Genomic DNA, 20,530 nt, shown 5'->3' on the forward strand with positions numbered 1-20,530 from the left:
TCGTCAATTAGTGATTTATGACAGGAAAATTCTTTGGTGGCGGAGCGATTCCCCATGGTTGCCGAAATCTTCAATCACGACATTTGTGAAAACAATGTTGTCATTCCCCCACGCCCTGAGTCCGCTCAGGATAATGAGGGTCTTTTCGGTCGTATCGGCACGCTGGAAACCCGGCTCGCGAGAAATGAGCGCGAGATCGATGCCGCACAATCCGTGCGTTACAAGGTTTTCGTTGAGGAAATGAATGCGCGCCTTCCCGCTGAGGCGATGCGGCGCAAGCGTGACATCGACGCCTGGGACAGTGTCTGCGACCACCTGCTCGTACTGGACAAGGCAATCGAAGGTGACAGCGAGGATCAGATCGTCGGCACCTATCGTCTGCTGCGTCAGGAAACGGCGCTCGCCAATAATGGTTTTTATTCCGCCAGCGAATTCGACATTGCCGGGCTGGTTGCGCGCCATCCGGGCAAGCGCTTCATGGAGCTTGGCCGCTCCTGCGTGCTGCCGGAATATCGCACCAAGCGCACGGTCGAGCTTCTGTGGCAGGGCAACTGGGCCTATGCGGTGAAACATCGCATGGACGCCATGATCGGCTGCGCCTCCTTCCCCGGCGTGCAGCCGGAAACCCATGCGCTGGCGCTCTCCTTCCTTCACCACAATTGCGTTGCGAAAGGCGAGTGGGAGGCTTCGGCGCTTCCCGAGCTTTACCACGAGATGGACCTGATGCCGGCGGAGGCGTTGAACACCCGCAAGGCGCTGAACGCCATGCCGCCGCTGATCAAGGGCTATATGCGTCTTGGCGCCATGTTCGGTTCCGGCGCGGTGGTGGATCATGCCTTCAACACCACGGATGTTCTTGTGGTTCTGCCGGTCACGTCCATCGCCGGCCGCTATATCAGCTATTACGGCGGCGAGGCCGAGCGCATCAACGGCTGATCGGCTTTTTGCCGGATGTTCCTGTGGGCAGCGGGCCTGCGCGTGTTGTCTTGAGGCGGGCATTCCCGCTAGTGTCGGCGCTCGTTTTCCGCAACACGATATGACATCGGCAGGCCATTGACGGACGTTCTGACAACCGCTTCCCTGATCTCGGAGGAGAGCCGCGCGACGGCCACTCCGATGATGGAACAATATATCGAGATCAAGGCGAACAATCCGGGTTCGCTGCTGTTTTACCGCATGGGCGATTTTTACGAATTGTTCTTTGACGATGCGGTCGAAGCCTCCCGTTCTCTGGGCATCACGCTGACGAAACGTGGACAGCATATGGGGCATGATATTCCCATGTGCGGCGTTCCCGTCCACGCGGCGGACGACTATCTCCAGAAACTCATCCTGCGCGGTTATCGCGTTGCCGTCTGCGAGCAGGTGGAAAGTCCCGCCGAGGCGAAGAAACGTGGCTCGAAATCCGTGGTCAAGCGTGATGTGGTGCGGCTCGTCACGCCCGGCACGCTGACCGAAGAAAAGCTGCTGTCGCCGACGGAATCCAACTATCTGATGGCGCTTGCCCGCATTCGTGGCAGTGCCGAGGCACAGTTTGCACTGGCCTGGATCGATATTTCCACCGGCGTTTTCCGGTTGGCGGAAACCACGCTAACGCGGCTTCTCGCCGATATCTGGCGCATCGACCCGCGTGAGCTGATCGTTGCCGACAGCCTGTTTCATGACGAGGAGCTGCGGCCGGTCTTCGACGTTCTTGGCCGCGTTGCGGTGCCGCAGCCGGCCATTCTTTTCGACAGCGCCACGGCGGAAGGGCGGATCGCCCGTTATTTCAACGTCTCGACGCTTGATGGTTTTGGCACGTTTTCGCGGGTGGAAATGGCTGCCGCTGCCGCCGCCGTCGCTTATGTCGAAAAGACCCAGATTGCCGAGCGTCCGCCTCTCGGCGCGCCGGAACGCGAAAGTGCTGCCTCTACCCTCTTCATCGATCCCGCCACCCGCGCCAATCTGGAGCTGGTGAAGACGCTATCAGGCGAAAGGGATGGATCGCTGCTGCATGCCCTCAACCGCACGGTGACCGGCGGTGGCGCGCGGATGCTGGCCGAGCGGCTGATGTCGCCGCTCACCGACCCGGACAAGATCAATGCCCGCCTTGATGCCGTGGCCTATCTCATCGATGACGTCTCTCTCTGCGAAGACCTGCGCGACGCCTTGAAACATGTCGCGGATATGCCGCGCGCGTTATCCCGCCTCGCGCTGGAGCGTGGCGGCCCGCGCGATCTCGGCGCTATCAGGCAGGGGTTGGCTTCGGCTGAAAAAATCGCGATTATTCTCGATGGCGGGTTGCTACCGGATGAACTGGCGACGGCTCTCAAGGATCTGAAAGCCTTGCCGGGCGGGCTGGAAGCCATGCTCGGCTCGATGCTCGCTGACGACCTGCCGCTTCTGAAACGCGACGGCGGTTTCCTGCGTGACGGCGCCAATCCTGAACTTGACGAGGTGCGGGCGCTGCGCGACCAGTCGCGCCGGGTTATCGCCGGTCTGCAGCTGAAATATGCCGATGAGACTGGCATCAAGTCACTGAAGATCAAGCACAATAACGTTCTCGGTTATTTCATCGAGGTGACGGCGGGCAATGCCGATGTGATGATGGCGACGGATGAGGCCAAGGCGCGCTTCATCCATCGCCAGACGATGGCGGGCGCCATGCGCTTCACCACCACCGAGCTTGCCGATCTCGAAAGCCGCATCGCCAATGCCGCAGCGCAGGCTCTGACCATGGAGCTGGAAGCCTTCGCCCGCATGGTCGAGGCCGTGGTGCAGCAGGCCGAAGCGATCAAGGCCGGTGCTTTCGCACTCGCCGTCATCGACGTCGCCTCAAGCCTCGCCTATCTCGCCACCGAGCAGGCCTATTGCCGTCCGATTGTCGATGCCTCCATGACCTTTGCGATCAAGGGCGGGCGTCATCCGGTCGTAGAACAGGCGTTGCGGCGGCAATCGGCCGGACCCTTCATTGCCAATAATTGTGATCTTTCGGCCGTCAATGGTGGCAAGAACGGTGCAATCTGGCTGCTCACCGGCCCGAACATGGGCGGTAAATCGACCTTCCTGCGCCAGAATGCGCTGATCGCCATTCTCGCGCAGATCGGCTCCTTCGTTCCGGCGGAAGCCGCCCATATCGGCATCGTCGACCGGCTGTTTTCCCGCGTCGGCGCTTCCGACGATCTGGCGCGCGGCCGTTCGACCTTCATGGTGGAGATGGTGGAAACCGCTGCCATCCTCAATCAGGCGACGGATCGCTCGCTGGTCATTCTGGACGAGATCGGCCGTGGTACTGCGACCTTTGACGGTCTTTCGATTGCCTGGGCAGCGGTCGAACATCTGCACGAGGTCAATCGTTGCCGTGGTCTCTTTGCCACCCATTTCCACGAGTTGACCGTTTTGTCGGAAAAACTCGGTCGCCTCTCCAATGCCACGATGCGGGTGAAGGAGTGGGAAGGTGACGTTATCTTCCTGCACGAAGTCGGACCAGGTGCAGCGGATCGCTCCTACGGTATTCAGGTCGCACGGCTTGCGGGCCTGCCGGCATCGGTGGTGGAGCGTGCTCGTGAAGTGCTGACGAAACTGGAGGATGCCGACCGCAAGAACCCGGCCAGCCAGCTGATCGATGATCTGCCGCTGTTCCAGATCGCCGTTCGCCGCGAGGAAACCCGCAAGGCCGGACCATCGAAAGTGGAAGAATCATTGAAGGGGATCAATCCGGACGAAATGACGCCACGTGAGGCATTGGACGCGCTCTATGCGTTAAAGAAAGAACTTGGCAAGGCTTGAACTTTTTGCGCATCGAATTTTCCGAAAACCGCTGACACTTTTCGGTTCGATGCGGAGACTGCCTGTCCATCGCCTTTAAAACTCGCTATAGGACACTCCCATCGCAAGCGGTGGGATTTCCCACAGGACATGGATACCGGCATAGATGGCCATCAAGGACCTGGATTTTTCCGAAATTCTCGATGTCTCGGCGCTGAAGCGCGACTGCGACATCATCTTTAAGGAAGATGGCAAGCGCATCGCCGATGTCAGGTCCGACCTTCTGCCGCTGTTTCGCAAGGCCAGCACGGAAGGCCGGGAAAAGGTCCGCGAACTGCTGAAGGCTGATGGCAGCGGCATTGATTGCGCCCGCCGCATTTCCTGGCTTCAGGACCGCCTGATCGAGACGCTTTATGATCTCGCCTGCCAATATGCCTATCCGAAGGATGCCCCGCAGATCGCGGTGGCGGCCGTCGGTGGTTACGGCCGCGGCACACTGGCGCCGGGATCGGACATCGACCTCCTGTTCCTGCTGCCCGCGAAAAATACGCCTGATATGCACAAGGCCGTGGAGTTCGTGCTTTATCTGCTCTGGGATCTCGGCTTCAAGGTTGGCCATGCCACCCGCACAGTGGATGAGTGCATTCGCCTGTCCAAATCCGATATGACGATCAGGACCGCAATTCTGGAAGTGCGGGCGATCTGCGGCAAGAAATCTTTGACCGACGATCTGGAAAAACGCTTCGAGGCGGAAGTCGTCACTGGCACCGGCCCGGAATTCATCGCAGCCAAGCTCGCCGAGCGTGACCAGCGTCACCGCAAGGCTGGCGACACGCGTTATCTGGTGGAGCCGAACGTCAAGGAAGGCAAGGGCGGCCTGCGCGATCTGCACACGCTGTTCTGGATCGCCAAATATTATTACCACGTTCGCGATACCGCCGATCTCGTCAAGCTCGGTGTTCTGTCGCGGCGTGAACTCAGGCTGTTCGAGAAGGCCGATGATTTTCTCTGGGCTGTCCGTTGCCAGATGCATTTCATCACCAATAAAGCGGAAGAGCGCCTTTCCTTCGATATTCAGCGCGAGATCGCCGATGCGCTGAACTACCAGCCGCGCCCCGGCCTTTCGGCCGTCGAGCGCTTCATGAAGCATTATTTCCTCGTGGCGAAGGATGTGGGTGACCTCACCCGCATCGTCTGCGCCGCACTGGAAGACCGGCAGGCGAAGGATGTACCGGGCCTCTCCGGCGTTCTCAGCCGATTCGCGCATCGTGTGCGTAAAATTCCGGGTTCGGTGGAATTCGTCGAGGATAGGGGGCGCATCGCGCTGGCCAAACCTGACGTCTTCAAGAATGACCCGGTTAATATGATCCGGCTGTTCCACATCGCCGATATCAACAATCTCGAACTGCACCCGGATGCCTTGCGCGTCGTCACGCGCTCGCTGTCGCTCATCAACGATGCTCTGCGGGAAAACGAGGAGGCGAATCGGCTTTTCCTGTCGATCCTCACCTCGCGGCGCGATCCTGCATTAACGCTTCGACGCATGAATGAGGCAGGCGTTCTCGGCAAATTCATTCCCGAATTCGGCAAGATCGTCGCGATGATGCAGTTCAACATGTATCATCACTATACCGTGGACGAGCACCTGATCCGTTCGGTCGGTGTGTTGTCCGAGGTGGACAAGGGGACGGCTGTCGATGCCCATCCGCTGGCCAACCAGCTGATGCCGGGTCTTGAGGAGCGCGAAGCGCTTTATGTCGCCGTCCTGCTGCATGATGTGGCCAAGGGGCGGCAGGAAGACCACTCGATTGCCGGCGCGCGCGTGGCCCGCAAGCTGTGCCAGCGTTTCCGCCTCACCGGCAAGCAGACCGAAACCGTCGTCTGGCTGATCGAGCAGCATCTCCTGATGTCCATGGTCGCCCAGACACGCGATCTGCACGACCGCAAGACCATCACCGATTTCGCCGACAAGGTGCAATCCATGGAGCGGCTGAAGATGCTGCTCATCCTGACGGTCTGCGATATTCGCGCCGTTGGTCCGGGTGTGTGGAACGGTTGGAAGGGACAGTTGCTGCGTTCGCTTTATTACGAGACGGAACTGCTGCTTTCCGGTGGCTTCTCGGAAGTCTCTCGCAAGGAACGCGCACAGATCGCCCGGCAGGCGCTTTACGAGGCACTGGACGACTGGGGCCAAAAGGCGCGGCGCAAATATACCAAGCTGCATTACGAGCCCTATCTGCTGACGGTGGCGCTGGAAGATCAGGTGCGCCACACCCGCTTCATCCGCGAGGCCGACAAGCAGGAAAAGGCACTGTCGACCATGGTGCGTACCCATTCCTTCCACGCGATTACGGAAATTACCGTGCTGGCGCCCGACCATCCGCGCCTGCTGTCGATCATAACAGGCGCCTGCGCGGCGGCCGGCGCCAACATTGCCGATGCGCAGATTTTCACCACATCGGATGGACGGGCGCTCGATACGATCCTCATCAACCGTGAATTTCCGATCGATGAAGATGAGACGCGGCGCGGCAACAATGTCGGCAAGCTCATCGAGGAGGTTCTGTCCGGCAAGCAGCGCCTGCCGGAAATGATCGCGACGCGCACCAAGAGCCGCAAGAAAAAAAGCGCCTTCATCATTCCGCCCTCGGTCATCATTTCCAACGGGCTGTCGAACAAGTTCACCGTTATTGAAGTCGAATGCCTCGACCGGCCGGGCCTGCTGGCGGATATGACGGCTGTCATCGCCGATCTGTCGCTCGATATTCATTCCGCCCGCATCACCACCTTTGGCGAAAAGGTCATCGACACCTTCTATGTGACTGATCTCTTCGGGCAGAAGGTGACGAACGACAACCGGCAGGCCAGCATCGCCACCCGCCTGAAGGCGGTGATGAGCGAACAGGAAGATGAATTGCGCGACCGCATGCCGAACGGCATCATCGCCCATCCCGACGTGGCCGCACTGCCGGCCGCGCGCACGGCAAAGGCTTGAAGCGCCCATGAGTCTGATCGGCAAGTTCGCCACCGTCGGCACCGCCACGCTCGGCAGCCGCATCTTCGGCTTCCTCCGGGAAACCCTGATGGCTGCCGCCGTCGGCACCGGCCCGGTGGCCGATGCCTTCAATGCCGCTTTCCGTTTTCCGAACACCTTCCGGCGGCTTTTTGCCGAAGGCGCGTTCAACTCGGCTTTCGTGCCGCTCTTCGCCAAGGAAATCGAGGCGAACGGCATGGAGGGCGCAAGGCGCTTTTCCGAGGAAGTTTTCGGCGTCCTGTTCACCGTGCTTTTGGCTCTGACAATCCTGATGGAATTGTCGATGCCGTTCATCGTGCGTACCGTGATTGCACCGGGCTTCCTCGAAGATCCGGTGAAGTTCGATAACACGGTGCATCTTGCCACCATCATGTTCCCCTATCTCGCCTGCATGTCGCTGGCGGCGATGATGGGTGGCATGTTGAACTCGCTGCACCGCTATTTCGCGGCTGCTATCGCTCCGGTTTTCCTCAACATCATCCTGATCGGCGTGCTCGCTTGGGCATGGTGGAAGAATTATGATCCCCTGCAGGTGGGTTATGCCCTTTCCTGGGGGGTGATGGTGGCGGGTCTGGTGCAGCTTGCCATCGTCTGGATTGCCGTGCGCAATGCCGGCATGCGCATCGGTTTCCGCAGGCCACGACTGACGAAGAATGTGCAGCGGCTTCTGGTCCTCGCGCTGCCGGCGGCAATTACCGGCGGCATCACCCAGATCAACCTGCTAATCAACACCAATATCGCCTCTGCTGGCGAAGGAGTGATCTCCTCGCTTGCCTATGCGGACCGGATTTACCAGCTCCCGCTCGGTGTCGTCGGTATCGCTGTCGCCACCGTGCTTCTTCCGGAACTGGCGCGCGCCCTGCGCGGTGGCCATATGGTCGAGGCGGGAAGCCTGCAGAACCGTTCGGTCGAATTCGTACTCTTCCTGACCTTGCCCGCTGCCGCTGCCCTTCTCGTCATGGCGGAACCGATTGTCCGTTTTCTCTATGAGCGCGGCAATTTTTCGCCGTCCGCCACCATCACTGTTGCGCAAATCCTCGGCATCTATGGTCTTGGCCTGCCGGCTTTCGTGCTGATAAAGGCCTTCATTCCGGGCTTCTTCGCCCGCGAAGACACCCGCACACCGATGATTTTCGCAGCAATTTCCGTGGTGGTGAACGTCTCGCTGGCGCTGACGCTGTTTCCGCGTCTCGGCGGTCCAGGCATCGCCATTGCCGAGATCACCGCCGGCTGGGTGAATGCCGCCTTGCTGTTTGCCATGCTGCTGTGGCGCGGTCACTGGCAGGTGGATATTCCGCTGCTTACTCGCATTCCGCGGCTGCTGCTGGCTGCCGCCCTCATGGCGGGCTTCGTCCACTATGCGCTGACCTGGCTTAGTTTCGAGCTATCTTCGGCCTCGTCGATTTTCGTTCAGGCCGGCACCATCATGGCTCTCGTTTTTGCCGCCATGCTGGTTTATTTCGTGCTGGCCTTCGCTTCGGGCGGCGCTGATATCGGCATGGTCAAGCGCGCCATTCGCAAGCGCGGCAAAAAGAACGTCGAGACGGAGGCAGGCTGATGTCCTTTGCCGAAAACCGCCGCATCGCCCTCGTCACCCTCGTGGTCGATGACTACGATCGGGCAAAGGCGTTTTATTGCGAGGTTCTGGGGTTTGAGTGCCTCTCCGATCAGCCGCTTGGTGATGGCAAAAGGTGGCTGGTGGTGAAACCTCAAGGCACCGACGGCTGCGCCCTGCTGCTTGCCGAGGCCGATGGTGAATCGCAGCGGCTTGCCATTGGCAATCAGACCGGCGGACGTGTCGGGTTTTTCCTCAATACCGATGATTTTCAAAGCGACTACGAGACGATGCTGGCGCGCGGCGTGCGTTTTCTGGAAGAGCCGCGCCATGAGGTTTACGGCTCCGTCGCGGTCTTTGTCGACCCTTATGGAAATCGCTGGGATCTTCTTCAGCCGCGCGGCTGATATGCCCTGAAACCGCTTGATTGCGAGGGGCTGCGGGTGCATAAGCGCGTGCAATTCAAATCACGGGGCGGGGCCCTCCACAAGCCTTTTCGAGGACGACAATGAACGTATTCAAGCCGCTGGTTTTCTCGGGCGTCCAGCCGACCGGCAATCTGCATCTCGGCAATTATCTCGGCGCTATCCGCAAGTTCGTGGCTTTGCAGGAAGATAACGACTGCATCTATTGCGTCGTCGACATGCACGCCATCACTGCCCAGCTCGTTCATTCTGACTTGAAGGCGCAGACCCGCTCGATCGCGGCCGCCTTCATCGCCTCGGGCATCGACCCCGTAAAGCACATCGTCTTCAACCAGTCGGCCGTGCCGCAGCATGCGGAACTGGCATGGGTGTTCAACTGCGTGGCGCGTATCGGCTGGATGGAGCGCATGACGCAGTTCAAGGACAAGTCCGGAAAGAATGCCGAACAGGTCTCGCTTGGCCTGCTTGCCTATCCGAGCCTGATGGCCGCCGACATTCTCGTCTACCGCGCCACGCACGTTCCTGTTGGTGACGACCAGAAGCAGCATCTGGAACTGGCCCGCGATATCGCCCAGAAATTCAACATCGATTTCGGCGACCACATCCGCAATGCCGGTCTCGGCCTCGATATCAAGGTGGGCGACGAGCCGGTGCACGCCTATTTCCCGATGGTGGAGCCACTGATTGGCGGCCCGGCGCCGCGTGTCATGTCTCTGAAGGACGGCACCAAGAAGATGTCGAAGTCCGACCCGTCCGACCTGTCGCGCATCAACCTGATGGACGACGTCGACGCGATTTCGAAGAAGATCAAGAAGGCAAAGACCGATCCTGACGCGCTGCCGAGCGAAGTGGAAGGCCTGAAGGGCCGCCCCGAGGCGGAAAACCTCGTCGGCATCTATGCTGCGCTCTCCGACAAGACGAAGGCGGACGTTCTGGCCGAATTCGGTGGACAGCAATTCTCGGCCTTCAAGCCGGCACTCGTCGAACTTGCCGTCAACGTGCTCGCGCCGGTCAACAACGAAATGCGCCGCCTTCTCGATGACCCGACCCATATCGACGCCATCCTCAAAGAGGGCGGTGAGCGGGCGCGTACTATTGCCGAAAAGACGATGAACGAGGTGCGCGACATCATCGGCTTCCTGCGCTGAGAGAGGTCGCTGCCGCGCTGATGCGGCGGGCGGTTTGCGCCTGCCGTGATTTGATATAATCTCCGCCCGAACCGTCGGGCGGTTCTCGGATCACGGCGGACCTTAGGGAGTGCGGAATGGTTTCAACACGGCTGTCGCGTCTGGAAGGGCATCGTCGCAAATTTCTCGCTGTTATCGACGACACACCGGAATGCGAAAGGGCCGTGCATTATGCCGGTCGTCGCGCCAAGAATTCCAATGGCGGGCTGGTGCTGCTCTACATGATCCCGGAAGGCGATTTCCAGCAATGGCTGGGTGTCGAGCAGATCATGCGGGCCGAGGCCCGCGAGGAGGCGGAAGCCACGCTTGCCAAGATCGCCCAGAAGGTGCGTGAGACAATCGGCATCGAGCCTGAATCAGTGATCCGCGAAGGCAGCGCCACCGAGCAGATCCACGGGTTGATCGAAGAAGACCGCGATATCGCCATTCTCGTGCTGGCGGCGGGTTCGACAAAGGAAGGGCCGGGGCCGCTCGTATCTTCCATCGCCGGGCGAGGGGCAGCCTTCCCCATTCCCGTCACTGTCCTGCCGGATACGCTGACGGATGAGGAAATCGATGCGCTCTGCTGATCCGGGTTTCGGACAAGATTTAGGGGCTGACGATTTCTTGAATGTAATTATCATGTCAGGGCTTGAAGTGAAGCTTCGCCGGGCGTATTTTGGAAGAATTCTAAATTACGAGGCGTGAACCGCGACCTCGAAGGAGACGATGATGTTCATTCAGACGGAAGCCACGCCCAACCCCGCCACGCTGAAGTTTTTGCCCGGCAAGGTGGTGCTGGAAAGCGGGACAGCTGAGTTTCTCAATCCTTCGCAGGCGCAGGCTTCTCCGCTGGCGGAGCGTCTTTTTACGATTCCCGGCGTCACCGGCGTTTATTTCGGCTTCGATTTCATAACCGTGACCAAAGACGATGCGGAATGGCAGCACCTGAAGCCCGCCATTCTCGGTTCGATTATGGAACACTTCATGTCCGGTCGCCCGATCATGGGTACGGCGATTGCGGCGGAAGTCTCGGACGAAGAGGACGAGTTTTTCGAAGAGGGTGACGAGACAATCGTCGCCACGATCAAGGAACTGCTGGAAACCCGTGTGCGTCCTGCCGTGGCGCAGGATGGCGGCGACATTACTTTCCGCGGTTTCCGTGATGGCACCGTGTTCCTGAACATGAAGGGCGCCTGCTCGGGTTGCCCGTCCTCCACGGCCACGCTGAAGCACGGTGTTCAGAACCTGCTTCGCCATTTCGTGCCGGAAGTGCGCGAAGTCGAAGCGGTATGACATCGTAAGCCAGGTCCCGACATGATTGTTCTCGCACTCGACACGTCAGGTGTGGATTGTTCCGCCTGCGTTTATGACAGCGCCTCCGACAGGGTACTCGGCGAGGTGTGCGAAATGATCGGCAAGGGTCATGCCGAAAGGCTGATGGCCGTCATCGATGGCGCCTTGCAGCAGGCGCAACTCCCGCTGCAGAAGGTTGAGCGTATTGCCGTGACCATCGGTCCGGGCTCCTTCACTGGCATTCGTGTCGGTGTCGCTGCTGCGCGCGGCTTTGCCCTGTCGCTTGGCGTCGAGGCCGTTGGCATCACCACGCTTGAAACGCTTGCCCTGCATCATCTGCTGACAAATCCCGGCCGGCCGGTGGCCGTCGGGCTGGATGCCAAACGTGGCGAAGCATATCTCCAGACTTTCGCGGCGGATGGATCGCCGCTCGCTGAGGCGACACTTTTGTCTCTGAATGATGCCAGGGGCGTTCTTTCCGGTTTCGATGGTGCCGTGATTGGTTCGGCCGCGCCGCTGTTTGCAGGAGAGGAAATCGGCTCGGGGCCGGACCATTTCCCGATTGCTTCGGTTGCACGCTCGGCGGCGCGCAAGCCGGCGGGTCAGCCGAAACCGGCGCCGCTTTATCTGCGCGGTCCGGATGCCCGTCCGCAAACCGGTTTTGCGCTGGCACGCCAGGACGTTGCCTGATAGGGCATTGCCCGTGAATGATTCCTGTAATGCCCGATTCTTTTGATGCCAGATTCCTATTATGTTTGACGAATATCTGAGCTGGAAACCCTATTTCGAGATCGTGCCGATGCAGCATGAGGATTGCGCCGCGGTGGCGGAACTGCATGCGCTGCGTTTTCCGCGCCCGTGGAATGACGGTGAATTTTCCGGGCTGTTGACGCAAGGTTCGGTTTTTGGCGCCGTTGCCCGCCAGACCAACGCGTTCTTCAGCAAGCCTCTCGGCGGTTTTGTGCTGGCGCGGGAAGTGGCGGGCGAGGCGGAAATCCTGACCGTTGCGGTTTCCGACAAGTTCGGACGCACCGGTCTCGGCTGGCGCCTGATGCAGTCGGCGGTACGTGAAGCGATGATGCGCGGCGCTGAAACCATGTTTCTCGAGGTGGACAACGGCAACACCTCCGCTCTCGGGCTTTATAAAAAGCTCGGCTTCAAGACGGTTGCGGAGCGCAAGGCCTATTACACCTCCAGGGATGGAACCAAGTCGACGGCGCTTGTCATGCGCCGCGATCTTCGCTAGTTCCCTGCGACAGGCATTTTTTCGGCGAGAGCCGCAAAATTCAACCGGAATACTCAAAAGGCCAGAAGACGTGATAGACCTTTCGAAAACGCTGGAGGAGCTTTGTGCCGAGCGCGGCATGCGGATGACGGACCAGCGCCGCGTCATTGCCCGTGTCCTGCAGGAATCGGCCGACCATCCGGATGTCGAGGAATTGTACCGCCGTTCCTCCGCGGTGGATCCACGCATCTCGATTTCCACCGTCTACCGAACGGTGAAGCTGTTCGAAGATGCCGGTATCATCGAACGGCACGATTTTCGCGATGGCCGTTCGCGTTATGAGACCGTGCCCGAAGAGCACCACGATCATCTGATCGATCTGAAGAACAGCGTGGTCATCGAGTTTCATTCGCCGGAAATCGAAGCGCTGCAGGAAAAGATCGCCCGCGAGCACGGCTTCAAGCTGGTGGATCACAGGCTGGAACTCTACGGCGTGCCGTTGAAGCCCGACGAACGCTGAGACGCCGGTGAACAAACGGGCGTTTCACTCATGATGTGGCTGCGCACAGCCTATATCGCGATCGTCCTCCTGATCGTCACGCTCATGCTGCTGCCGCTGCAACTGCTGGGCCTTGCCTTCGACTGGCGGCTGCGTCGCCGTATTCCCCGCCTATGGCATCGCATTGCCTGTCATGTTCTCGGCATTCGTGTGCATGTTCACGGAGAGGTGGAGCGGGCAAAACCGCTGATGCTGGCGGTCAATCACGCCTCGTGGAAGGACATCCTCGTTCTCGGCAGCATTGCCGACGTTGTGTTCATTGCCAAGACGGAAGTGCGGGACTGGCCGGTTTTTGGCTGGCTCGCCCGCCTGCAGAAAAGCATCTTCGTTCAGCGCGAGCAGAAGCGGAGCACTGGCGCACAGGTCGGCGAGATCGCTGCCCGCATGGCCGACGGCGAGATTGTCGTGTTGTTTCCGGAAGGCACCACTTCGGATGGGAACAGAATGCTGGCGGTGAAATCCTCGCTGTTCGGTGCGGCCTCCACCGCCGCTGAACAGGTGCCGGGCAAGCTGGTTTATGTGCAGCCGGTTGCGATTGCCTATACGCGGGTACATGGGATGGCCATGGGCCGCTACCACCGGGTTATTGCCGCCTGGCCGGGCAGCATAACGCTGGTGCCGCATCTGCTTGGCATCATCAAGGCCGGCGCCATTGATGTGGACGTGACCTTCGGCGAGAGTGTTCCATTTCACAGCACGGATAACCGCAAGCGCCTGGCGACCGATATCGCTGCTTCCATCCGTTCCATGCTGGCCTTCAGCCTGCGCGGCGGCTGGCGGAAATAGCGGTGTCGTCGCTCTTTCCGGGATTTTTTTGTTTAATCTGGCCGGGAAAAACACTAAATAGCGGCCATGACCCAGGAAACGCTTGGCCTTGACGCCCCACACATGATCGCCCGCGAGGGCTCTAACAGCCGCAAGGTCTTTATCAAGACCTATGGCTGTCAGATGAACGTCTACGATTCCGTCCGCATGAGTGATGCGCTGGCGAAGGACGGTTACGTTCAGACCGAAGATATGGGCGAGGCGGATCTGGTTCTGCTGAACACCTGTCACATCCGCGAAAAAGCGGCTGAAAAGGTGTATTCGGCGCTTGGACGTCTGCGCGACATGAAAAAATCGCGCGAAGAGCAGGGCCGCGAATTCATGATCGGCGTTGCCGGCTGCGTGGCGCAGGCCGAAGGCGAGGAAATTCTCCGCCGCGCGCCCGCCGTGGACGTCGTTATTGGCCCGCAGACCTACCACCGCCTGCCGGATGCCCTGAAGCGGGTGCGCGGCGGTGAACGCGTCATCGAGACCGAATATGCGGTCGAGGACAAGTTCGAGCATCTGCCGGTCGCTGAAAAGGCGACGTTGCGCACCCGCGGCGTCACCGCGTTTCTGACGGTGCAGGAAGGCTGCGACAAGTTCTGTACCTTCTGCGTCGTACCCTATACCCGTGGCTCGGAAGTCTCCCGTCCCGTGCGGCAGATCGTCGATGAGGCGATGAAACTGGTGGATGCCGGCGTGCGGGAGATCACGCTGCTTGGACAGAACGTCAACGCCTGGCAGGGCGAAGGCCCGAAGGGCGATAAATGGGGTCTTGCCGAACTGCTTTACCGGCTGGCGGAAATTCCGGGTCTTGCCCGGCTTCGCTACACCACCAGCCATCCGCGTGACATGGACGATCGGCTGATCGGCGCCCATCGCGATCTCCGGATCCTCATGCCTTACCTGCATCTCCCGGTGCAGTCAGGGTCGGATAGCATTCTGAAAGCAATGAACCGTCGCCATACGGGCGAGGAATATATCCAGCTTATCGAAAAAATCCGCACCGCCCGCCCTGATATCGCCATGTCGGGAGATTTTATTGTCGGCTTCCCCGGCGAGACGGATCGCGATTTCGAAGACACGATGGCGATGGTCGAGACGGTGAAATACGCGCAGGCTTTTTCCTTCAAATATTCTACCCGTCCCGGCACGCCGGGCGCTGACCTTAACGATCAGGTCGAGGAAGAGGTAAAGGCCGAGCGGCTGGAGAGATTGCAGGCGCTGTTGCTGCGGCAGCAGAAGGAATTTGCGGAATCGCTAGTCGGAAAGACCATGGATGTGTTGCTGGAAAAGCCCGGCCGCATGCCTGAACAGTTGATAGGTCGCTCCCCCTGGCTGCAATCCGTGAATCTTGATGCAAAGACTTTGAAAATCGGTGACATTGTTAATGTACGAATCACCGCAACGGGTCCAAACAGCTTGTTTGCCGAGGTGGCAGAGAGTTAGAGTGAGGAGCCGACACTGATTGGGACAGGAGCCTGACCGCTTGAACGCACATGAATTGGTATCACCTTCATCGCGCCAGCCACGCCAAGCCGCGACCGACGCCAATCACTTCGTCCTCACGTTCGAGAATAACAGGATAGCGGGAGAGCTATTCGGTCAGTTCGATCAGAACCTGAAATTGCTGGAACAGCGCCTCAACATTGATACGCGCCCGCGCGGCAATTCCGTCGCCATCACCGGTGATGTCGTCGCCACCAATCAGGCCCGCCGGGCGCTGGATTTCCTCTACGAACGTCTGCTCAAGGGCGGAACCGCCGAGGTTTCCGACGTGGAAGGCGCGATCCGCATGGCGATGGCCGCGGACGATCAACTGACCTTGCCGACGATGGAGCGCAAGGCGAAGATTTCCATGGCGCAGATTTCCACCCGCAAGAAGACCATCGCTGCCCGCACGCCGACGCAGGATGTCTATATGCGGGCGCTGGAGCAATCCGAGCTGGTTTTCGGCGTCGGCCCTGCCGGCACCGGCAAGACCTATCTTGCCGTGGCGCATGCCGCGCAGCTTCTGGAGCGCGGTGCGGTTGACCGTATCATCCTGTCGCGTCCTGCCGTCGAGGCGGGCGAACGGCTGGGCTTCCTGCCGGGCGACATGAAGGAAAAGGTCGATCCCTATCTTCGTCCGCTTTATGACGCGCTTTATGACATGATGCCGGGTGACAAGGTGGAGCGCGCCATTCAGGCAGGCGTCATCGAAATCGCCCCACTCGCCTTCATGCGCGGCCGCACCCTTGCCAACGCCGCCGTCATTCTGGACGAAGCCCAGAACACCACGACCATGCAGATGAAGATGTTCCTCACCCGCCTTGGTGAAAACGGCCGTATGATCGTGACCGGCGACCCGAGCCAGGTGGACCTGCCGCGCGGCGTGAAATCCGGTCTTGTCGAGGCCCTGCAAATCCTCACCGATGTGGAGGGCGTGTCGGTCGTGCGCTTCAAGGATGTCGACGTCGTGCGTCATCCGATGGTGGCGCGTATTGTCCGGGCGTATGAATCCCACACGGCGGTGCCGGATGAAAGCCTCGTGAAGGGCAGCTGACGTAAAGACAATGACAGCTCTGGATATTCAAATCAGCATCGAGGCCGAAGGCTGGTCCTCGGAAGAGGACTTGGCTGCCTTTGCCACCAAGGTGCTGGACGCGGCGGTCGATTTTCTGAAGCGGGAAGAGGAGCAACCCTTCCCGAAAATGCCGGTGGAGCTGTCGCTGGTCTTTACCGATGATGAAAATATTCGGGAAATCAATGCCGAGTGGCGCGACAAGGACAAGGCGACCAATGTCTTGTCTTTCCCCGCTTTTCCGCTGGAACCGGGCGGTATGCCCGGCCCGATGCTGGGCGATATCGTCATCGCGCGCGAGACGGTTGAGCGTGAGGCCCTTGAACTTGACAAGAGTTTCGAGGATCATCTGACCCATCTGCTCGTTCATGGGTTCCTGCATTTGTTTGGTTATGACCACATGGACGAGGAAGAAGCGGAAGAAATGGAGTCGCTTGAGACTCGCATTTTGGCGGTGCTTGGCCTATCTGATCCATACGCGGGTCAGGAACCGCTTTGAATATTGTCTGGAGCCATGAACGAACATTCTGCACGACCTGCCAATGAGGGCAGAGAAAACGGCGAGCAGTCCTCCTCGGAAGAGGGCAGTAGTCATTTACGTCAAGACTACAACGCAAAGCCGAGATCGACGATCTGGTCGCGCATCGCGCGGTTGCTGAGACCGTCTCAAGGCGAGCGCCTGCGCGAGGATTTGACCGACGCGCTGATGGATGACACCGAAATCGGTGCCGCCTTTTCGCCCGAAGAACGGGCGATGTTGAACAATATCCTGCGTTTCCGTGAGGTTAGAGTCGAAGATATCATGATCCCGCGGGTCGATATTGACGGTCTCGATCAGAACATGACAATCGGCGAGGCGCTGATCCTCTTTGAGGAAACCGGGCGCTCGCGCATGCCGGTCTATGACGAAACGCTGGATGACCCGAAGGGCATGATCCACATTCGCGATCTCTTGGCGTACGTCGCAAAGCAGGCCCGCAACAAGCGCCGGGCGGGATCGCGCAGCGTCGCTTATGGCGAAGCGAAAGCGCCGCGTTCGCCGCGCCCGAATTTCGATCTGGCGCGGGTCGATCTGGAGCAGACGGTTGCCGATGCCGGGCTGGTGCGTAAAATTCTGTTCGCGCCGCCCTCGATGCTGGCCTCCGATCTTTTGAAGACCATGCAGGCCCAGAGAACCCAGCTCGCCCTCGTGATCGATGAATATGGTGGCACCGACGGTCTCGTCAGCCACGAAGATATCGTCGAGATGGTCGTTGGTGATATCGACGACGAGCACGACAAGGACGAGGCGATGTTTTCGCGCCTGTCCCCCGACGTGCTTGTGGCCGATGCCCGCGCCGAACTTACGGAACTCGCTGAGGCGATCGGGCCGGAATTCGATGTCCGCGAACATCTGGAGGAAATCGATACGCTCGGTGGGCTCATCTTCTTTGCGCTCGGCCGTATTCCGGCCAAGGGCGAGGTGGTCAGGGCCGTGCCCGGTTTCGAATTCCAGATTCTCGATGCGGATACACGGCGCATCAAGGGTGTCCGCATTGTCCGTAATCACGGCTCGGAAGGGCAGGATGATCGCGCGCCAGGCGACGCTCATGCCAATGAGGTAATTGCGCTGCCCGCGCCGGATGTGCGCCTTATCACGCACCAGCAGAATGCCGACTGAACAGGATCCGACGGGATAATACCCGTCGGTTCGCTGCTTCAATATCGATTTGACCGCTTCTGATGCTTCTGTGGGCCGACGAAAAACACGCCGGGTCATCAGGGCTTCCTCCACTCCTGTGGACTGCGAATCTTTTTTCCGTTACTCCGGGTCTGAGGGAAAATTCCGCGGCGCCGCCTTGCCGGGAGCGGTATTTTCCGGACGCGCATAAAACGGAGATGGCATGGAGCGTCTTGCAGGCAGGGTAATGCTGGCCGGTGGCAAAAGCCGAGCAGTGATGGCGATTGCCGCAGGCGCGGTTGGTGCGCTGGCTTTGCCTCCATTCGGTTTTTTCGCGGCGCTGTTTTTCTCCTTCACGCTGCTTGTCTGGCTGGTGGACGGCTGCACGGGCAAGCCCGGCGGCGGCATCTTCAGCCGCATCCTGCCCGCCTTTGGCATCGGCTGGTGTTTCGGCTTCGGCTATTTCGTGGCGGGCCTTTGGTGGCTGGGTAATGCCCTGTTGCTGGAGGCAGACGAATTCGCCTGGGCACTGCCGCTCGCCATCATCGGCCTTCCGGCTCTTCTTGCGCTGTTTTATGGTTTTGCAGTCGCTGCGGCCAACATCGTCTGGTCGGATGGTCTTGGCCGTATCGCCGCCCTTGCCGCCGCATTCGGCCTGTTTGAATGGCTGCGCAGTTTTCTTGCGACCGGTTTTCCCTGGAACGCCATCGGCTACGGTATCATGCCCATTCCGGTCATGATGCAGTCCGCGCATCTGCTAGGGCTTTTCAGCGTCACCACGCTCGCCGTCTTTATTTTTGCCGCGCCGGCCCTGATTGGCACAAAAAAAGGCATGTGGCCGGGCCTCGCTCTGGCGGGCCTGCTGCTGGCCGGCCATTTTGGGTATGGCTTCTATCGCCTTCAGACACCCGTGGAAACGCCGCAGGATGCACTGACGGTCAGGATCGTACAGCCGTCCATAGACCAGTCCCGCAAAATGCTGAATGCCGATCGTGCGGAGATATTTGGCGAACATCTGCGGCTGACGGCGCTGCCGCCCGGCGAGGGGAAAAAGCGCCCCGATATCGTCGTATGGCCGGAAACCTCCGTGCCCTTCATCCTGACGCAGAACCCGGATGCTCTGGCGGAAATCGCAAAAACGCTGGAAGATGGACAAATCCTGTTCACCGGCGCTGTCAGAATGGAAGATCAGGGTGCCGGTCGGCCACCACGTTATTACAATTCGGTCTATGCGATCGACAGCCAGGGCGAAATCCTCGCCGCAAGCGACAAGGTTCACCTGACGCCCTTTGGCGAATACGTCCCCTTCGAAGGCATTCTGCGGGAGTTCGGCATCGACAATGTCATCAGCCTGCCGGGTGGTTTTTCGGCCGCCTCGTCGCGCACGCCCCTGACGTTGCCGTCCGGCAAGACCTTTTATCCCCTGATCTGTTACGAGATCATTTTTCCGGGTGAGATGACGCCGGGTCTGTCGGGTTCGGCAGCAATTCTGAACGTGACAAATGACGGCTGGTTCGGCGACACGCCTGGCCCCTATCAGCACTTTTTGCAGGCAAGAGTCCGTGCGGTTGAAACGGGCGTGCCGGTGATTCGCGGCGCCAATACCGGAATTTCGGCTGTCATCGACCCCTATGGTCGCATTATTGCCGGGTTGGATTACGGTCGGGTTGGCATTGTTGACGCCACTTTGAGTGGTGGGTCAAACGACGCATTTACTTACGACACACATCGGACGTATTTCTGGTTGATTTTTTCAATCATGCTAATCGTTGCGGTATTTCCTGCCTGGAGTTTTGCTCGGCGTCAGAATTGACCGGGAACTCCCGCAATTGCATAGTGAATACGTCAGTCGTAAAACAAGTTTAGACGCTGTCGAAATGCAGCTCATTTATTCGAATAGTAATGAAGCGAGATATCAACCCTTTCCGAGTGTCAGGACCGCATGATGACCGAGAATAAGAAAAAGCCTAACCCCATCGACATTCATGTCGGAAGCCGAATTCGTCTTCGCAGAACCATGCTCGGCATGAGCCAGGAAAAGCTGGGCGAAAGCCTTGGAATTACCTTTCAGCAAATCCAGAAATATGAAAAGGGCACGAACCGCGTCGGTGCGAGCCGCCTTCAGAATATTTCCGCGATCCTCAACGTTCCGGTGTCCTTCTTTTTCGAAGATGCTCCCGGTGATCAGGTTGGCGGCGCATCCGGCATGGCGGAAGCCTCCAGCTCCAATTACGTGGTTGACTTCCTGTCCTCGGCTGAAGGTTTGCAGCTGAACCGCGCTTTTGTGAAGATCGCCGATCCCAAGGTCCGCCGTCGTCTCGTTGATCTCGTCAAGGCGCTCGCCGCCGAAGGAGACGCGGAGTAAGTCTCCACAGTTGATGCCCATAATTTCCGGCAAGGGCGCCGGACACTCAACGGTCCGCAAGGGCCGTTTTTTTGTGCCGGATTAGAAAGGAATTCTCACATAAAGATATATTTATGTGGTTGTGTCCT

18 protein-coding genes are annotated in these 20,530 nt (G+C 59.3%); all 18 read left to right on the forward strand.

The genetic code is table 11. The features are described 5' to 3' along the window. Window positions 1-54 precede the first annotated feature (54 nt). On the forward strand, window positions 55-936 hold the full coding sequence (olsB, locus tag EXN68_RS11475; protein WP_142841277.1) for a l-ornithine N(alpha)-acyltransferase: 882 nt from the start codon (window positions 55-57) through the stop codon (window positions 934-936). A 180-nt stretch (window positions 937-1,116) separates the two neighbouring features. Then, window positions 1,117-3,768, forward strand: a complete 2,652-nt coding sequence (gene mutS / locus EXN68_RS11480; protein WP_142841278.1) for a DNA mismatch repair protein MutS — start codon at window positions 1,117-1,119, stop codon at window positions 3,766-3,768. A gap of 145 nt (window positions 3,769-3,913) precedes the next feature. Continuing rightward, a complete protein-coding gene (locus EXN68_RS11485) occupies window positions 3,914-6,742 on the forward strand; it encodes a [protein-PII] uridylyltransferase (RefSeq protein WP_142840918.1) in 2,829 nt (942 codons plus the stop codon). A gap of 7 nt (window positions 6,743-6,749) precedes the next feature. Further along, window positions 6,750-8,339: a murein biosynthesis integral membrane protein MurJ gene (gene murJ, locus EXN68_RS11490; protein ID WP_142840919.1), complete on the forward strand. Its 1,590-nt coding sequence runs from the start codon at window positions 6,750-6,752 to the stop codon at window positions 8,337-8,339. Beyond that, on the forward strand, window positions 8,339-8,743 hold the full coding sequence (locus tag EXN68_RS11495) for a VOC family protein (protein WP_142840920.1): 405 nt from the start codon (window positions 8,339-8,341) through the stop codon (window positions 8,741-8,743). The genes murJ and EXN68_RS11495 overlap by 1 nt, the downstream gene beginning before the upstream one ends. Window positions 8,744-8,844: 101 nt before the next feature. Further along, window positions 8,845-9,909, forward strand: coding sequence for a tryptophan--tRNA ligase (trpS, locus tag EXN68_RS11500; protein ID WP_142840921.1), 1,065 nt, complete (start codon window positions 8,845-8,847; stop codon window positions 9,907-9,909). 116 nt (window positions 9,910-10,025) lie between these two features. Beyond that, the gene (locus EXN68_RS11505; RefSeq protein WP_142840922.1) at window positions 10,026-10,517 is read left to right on the forward strand and encodes a universal stress protein; all 492 of its coding nucleotides are present in this window, start codon (window positions 10,026-10,028) and stop codon (window positions 10,515-10,517) included. A gap of 142 nt (window positions 10,518-10,659) precedes the next feature. Continuing rightward, window positions 10,660-11,223 (forward strand): NifU family protein, encoded by a 564-nt coding sequence (locus EXN68_RS11510; RefSeq protein ID WP_052820288.1) that lies wholly within the window; start codon window positions 10,660-10,662, stop codon window positions 11,221-11,223. A 21-nt stretch (window positions 11,224-11,244) separates the two neighbouring features. After that, window positions 11,245-11,913 (forward strand): tRNA (adenosine(37)-N6)-threonylcarbamoyltransferase complex dimerization subunit type 1 TsaB, encoded by a 669-nt coding sequence (gene tsaB / locus EXN68_RS11515; protein ID WP_142840923.1) that lies wholly within the window; start codon window positions 11,245-11,247, stop codon window positions 11,911-11,913. A gap of 61 nt (window positions 11,914-11,974) precedes the next feature. Beyond that, the gene (locus EXN68_RS11520; protein WP_142840924.1) at window positions 11,975-12,469 is read left to right on the forward strand and encodes a GNAT family N-acetyltransferase; all 495 of its coding nucleotides are present in this window, start codon (window positions 11,975-11,977) and stop codon (window positions 12,467-12,469) included. Window positions 12,470-12,539: 70 nt separating this feature from the next. Further along, on the forward strand, window positions 12,540-12,968 hold the full coding sequence (locus tag EXN68_RS11525; protein WP_046799341.1) for a Fur family transcriptional regulator: 429 nt from the start codon (window positions 12,540-12,542) through the stop codon (window positions 12,966-12,968). A 30-nt stretch (window positions 12,969-12,998) separates the two neighbouring features. Further along, a complete protein-coding gene (olsA, locus tag EXN68_RS11530; protein ID WP_142840925.1) occupies window positions 12,999-13,793 on the forward strand; it encodes a lyso-ornithine lipid O-acyltransferase in 795 nt (264 codons plus the stop codon). A gap of 66 nt (window positions 13,794-13,859) precedes the next feature. Continuing rightward, entirely contained in the window at window positions 13,860-15,263 is a 1,404-nt protein-coding gene (miaB, locus tag EXN68_RS11535) for a tRNA (N6-isopentenyl adenosine(37)-C2)-methylthiotransferase MiaB (protein ID WP_161991303.1), read from the forward strand. A gap of 40 nt (window positions 15,264-15,303) precedes the next feature. Next, window positions 15,304-16,359, forward strand: a complete 1,056-nt coding sequence (locus tag EXN68_RS11540) for a PhoH family protein (protein WP_142840926.1) — start codon at window positions 15,304-15,306, stop codon at window positions 16,357-16,359. Window positions 16,360-16,369: 10 nt separating this feature from the next. Next, window positions 16,370-16,876, forward strand: coding sequence for an rRNA maturation RNase YbeY (gene ybeY, locus EXN68_RS11545; protein WP_142840927.1), 507 nt, complete (start codon window positions 16,370-16,372; stop codon window positions 16,874-16,876). Between the two features lie 15 nt (window positions 16,877-16,891). Further along, window positions 16,892-18,037 carry a hemolysin family protein gene (locus EXN68_RS11550; protein ID WP_142840928.1) on the forward strand — a complete coding sequence of 382 codons (1,146 nt, stop codon included), beginning with the start codon at window positions 16,892-16,894 and terminating at the stop codon, window positions 18,035-18,037. Between the two features lie 223 nt (window positions 18,038-18,260). Next, window positions 18,261-19,850: an apolipoprotein N-acyltransferase gene (gene lnt / locus EXN68_RS11555; RefSeq protein ID WP_142840929.1), complete on the forward strand. Its 1,590-nt coding sequence runs from the start codon at window positions 18,261-18,263 to the stop codon at window positions 19,848-19,850. A gap of 132 nt (window positions 19,851-19,982) precedes the next feature. Then, a complete protein-coding gene (locus EXN68_RS11560; RefSeq protein WP_052820310.1) occupies window positions 19,983-20,402 on the forward strand; it encodes a helix-turn-helix domain-containing protein in 420 nt (139 codons plus the stop codon). The last annotated feature ends 128 nt before the right edge of the window (window positions 20,403-20,530 follow it).

It is taken from the genome of Martinezella rhizogenes (assembly GCF_007002745.1).
GTDB classification, from domain to species: domain Bacteria; phylum Pseudomonadota; class Alphaproteobacteria; order Rhizobiales; family Rhizobiaceae; genus Agrobacterium; species Agrobacterium cucumeris.

Coding starts and splice junctions, on each gene's coding strand:
- olsB (WP_142841277.1), top strand. CDS start 55: ATGGTTGCCGAAATCTTCAATCACGACATTTGTGAAAACAATGTTGTC.
- mutS (WP_142841278.1), top strand. CDS start 1,117: ATGATGGAACAATATATCGAGATCAAGGCGAACAATCCGGGTTCGCTG.
- EXN68_RS11485 (WP_142840918.1), top strand. CDS start 3,914: ATGGCCATCAAGGACCTGGATTTTTCCGAAATTCTCGATGTCTCGGCG.
- murJ (WP_142840919.1), top strand. CDS start 6,750: ATGAGTCTGATCGGCAAGTTCGCCACCGTCGGCACCGCCACGCTCGGC.
- EXN68_RS11495 (WP_142840920.1), top strand. CDS start 8,339: ATGTCCTTTGCCGAAAACCGCCGCATCGCCCTCGTCACCCTCGTGGTC.
- trpS (WP_142840921.1), top strand. CDS start 8,845: ATGAACGTATTCAAGCCGCTGGTTTTCTCGGGCGTCCAGCCGACCGGC.
- EXN68_RS11505 (WP_142840922.1), top strand. CDS start 10,026: ATGGTTTCAACACGGCTGTCGCGTCTGGAAGGGCATCGTCGCAAATTT.
- EXN68_RS11510 (WP_052820288.1), top strand. CDS start 10,660: ATGTTCATTCAGACGGAAGCCACGCCCAACCCCGCCACGCTGAAGTTT.
- tsaB (WP_142840923.1), top strand. CDS start 11,245: ATGATTGTTCTCGCACTCGACACGTCAGGTGTGGATTGTTCCGCCTGC.
- EXN68_RS11520 (WP_142840924.1), top strand. CDS start 11,975: ATGTTTGACGAATATCTGAGCTGGAAACCCTATTTCGAGATCGTGCCG.
- olsA (WP_142840925.1), top strand. CDS start 12,999: ATGATGTGGCTGCGCACAGCCTATATCGCGATCGTCCTCCTGATCGTC.
- miaB (WP_161991303.1), top strand. CDS start 13,860: ATGACCCAGGAAACGCTTGGCCTTGACGCCCCACACATGATCGCCCGC.
- ybeY (WP_142840927.1), top strand. CDS start 16,370: ATGACAGCTCTGGATATTCAAATCAGCATCGAGGCCGAAGGCTGGTCC.
- EXN68_RS11550 (WP_142840928.1), top strand. CDS start 16,892: ATGAACGAACATTCTGCACGACCTGCCAATGAGGGCAGAGAAAACGGC.
- lnt (WP_142840929.1), top strand. CDS start 18,261: ATGGAGCGTCTTGCAGGCAGGGTAATGCTGGCCGGTGGCAAAAGCCGA.
- EXN68_RS11560 (WP_052820310.1), top strand. CDS start 19,983: ATGACCGAGAATAAGAAAAAGCCTAACCCCATCGACATTCATGTCGGA.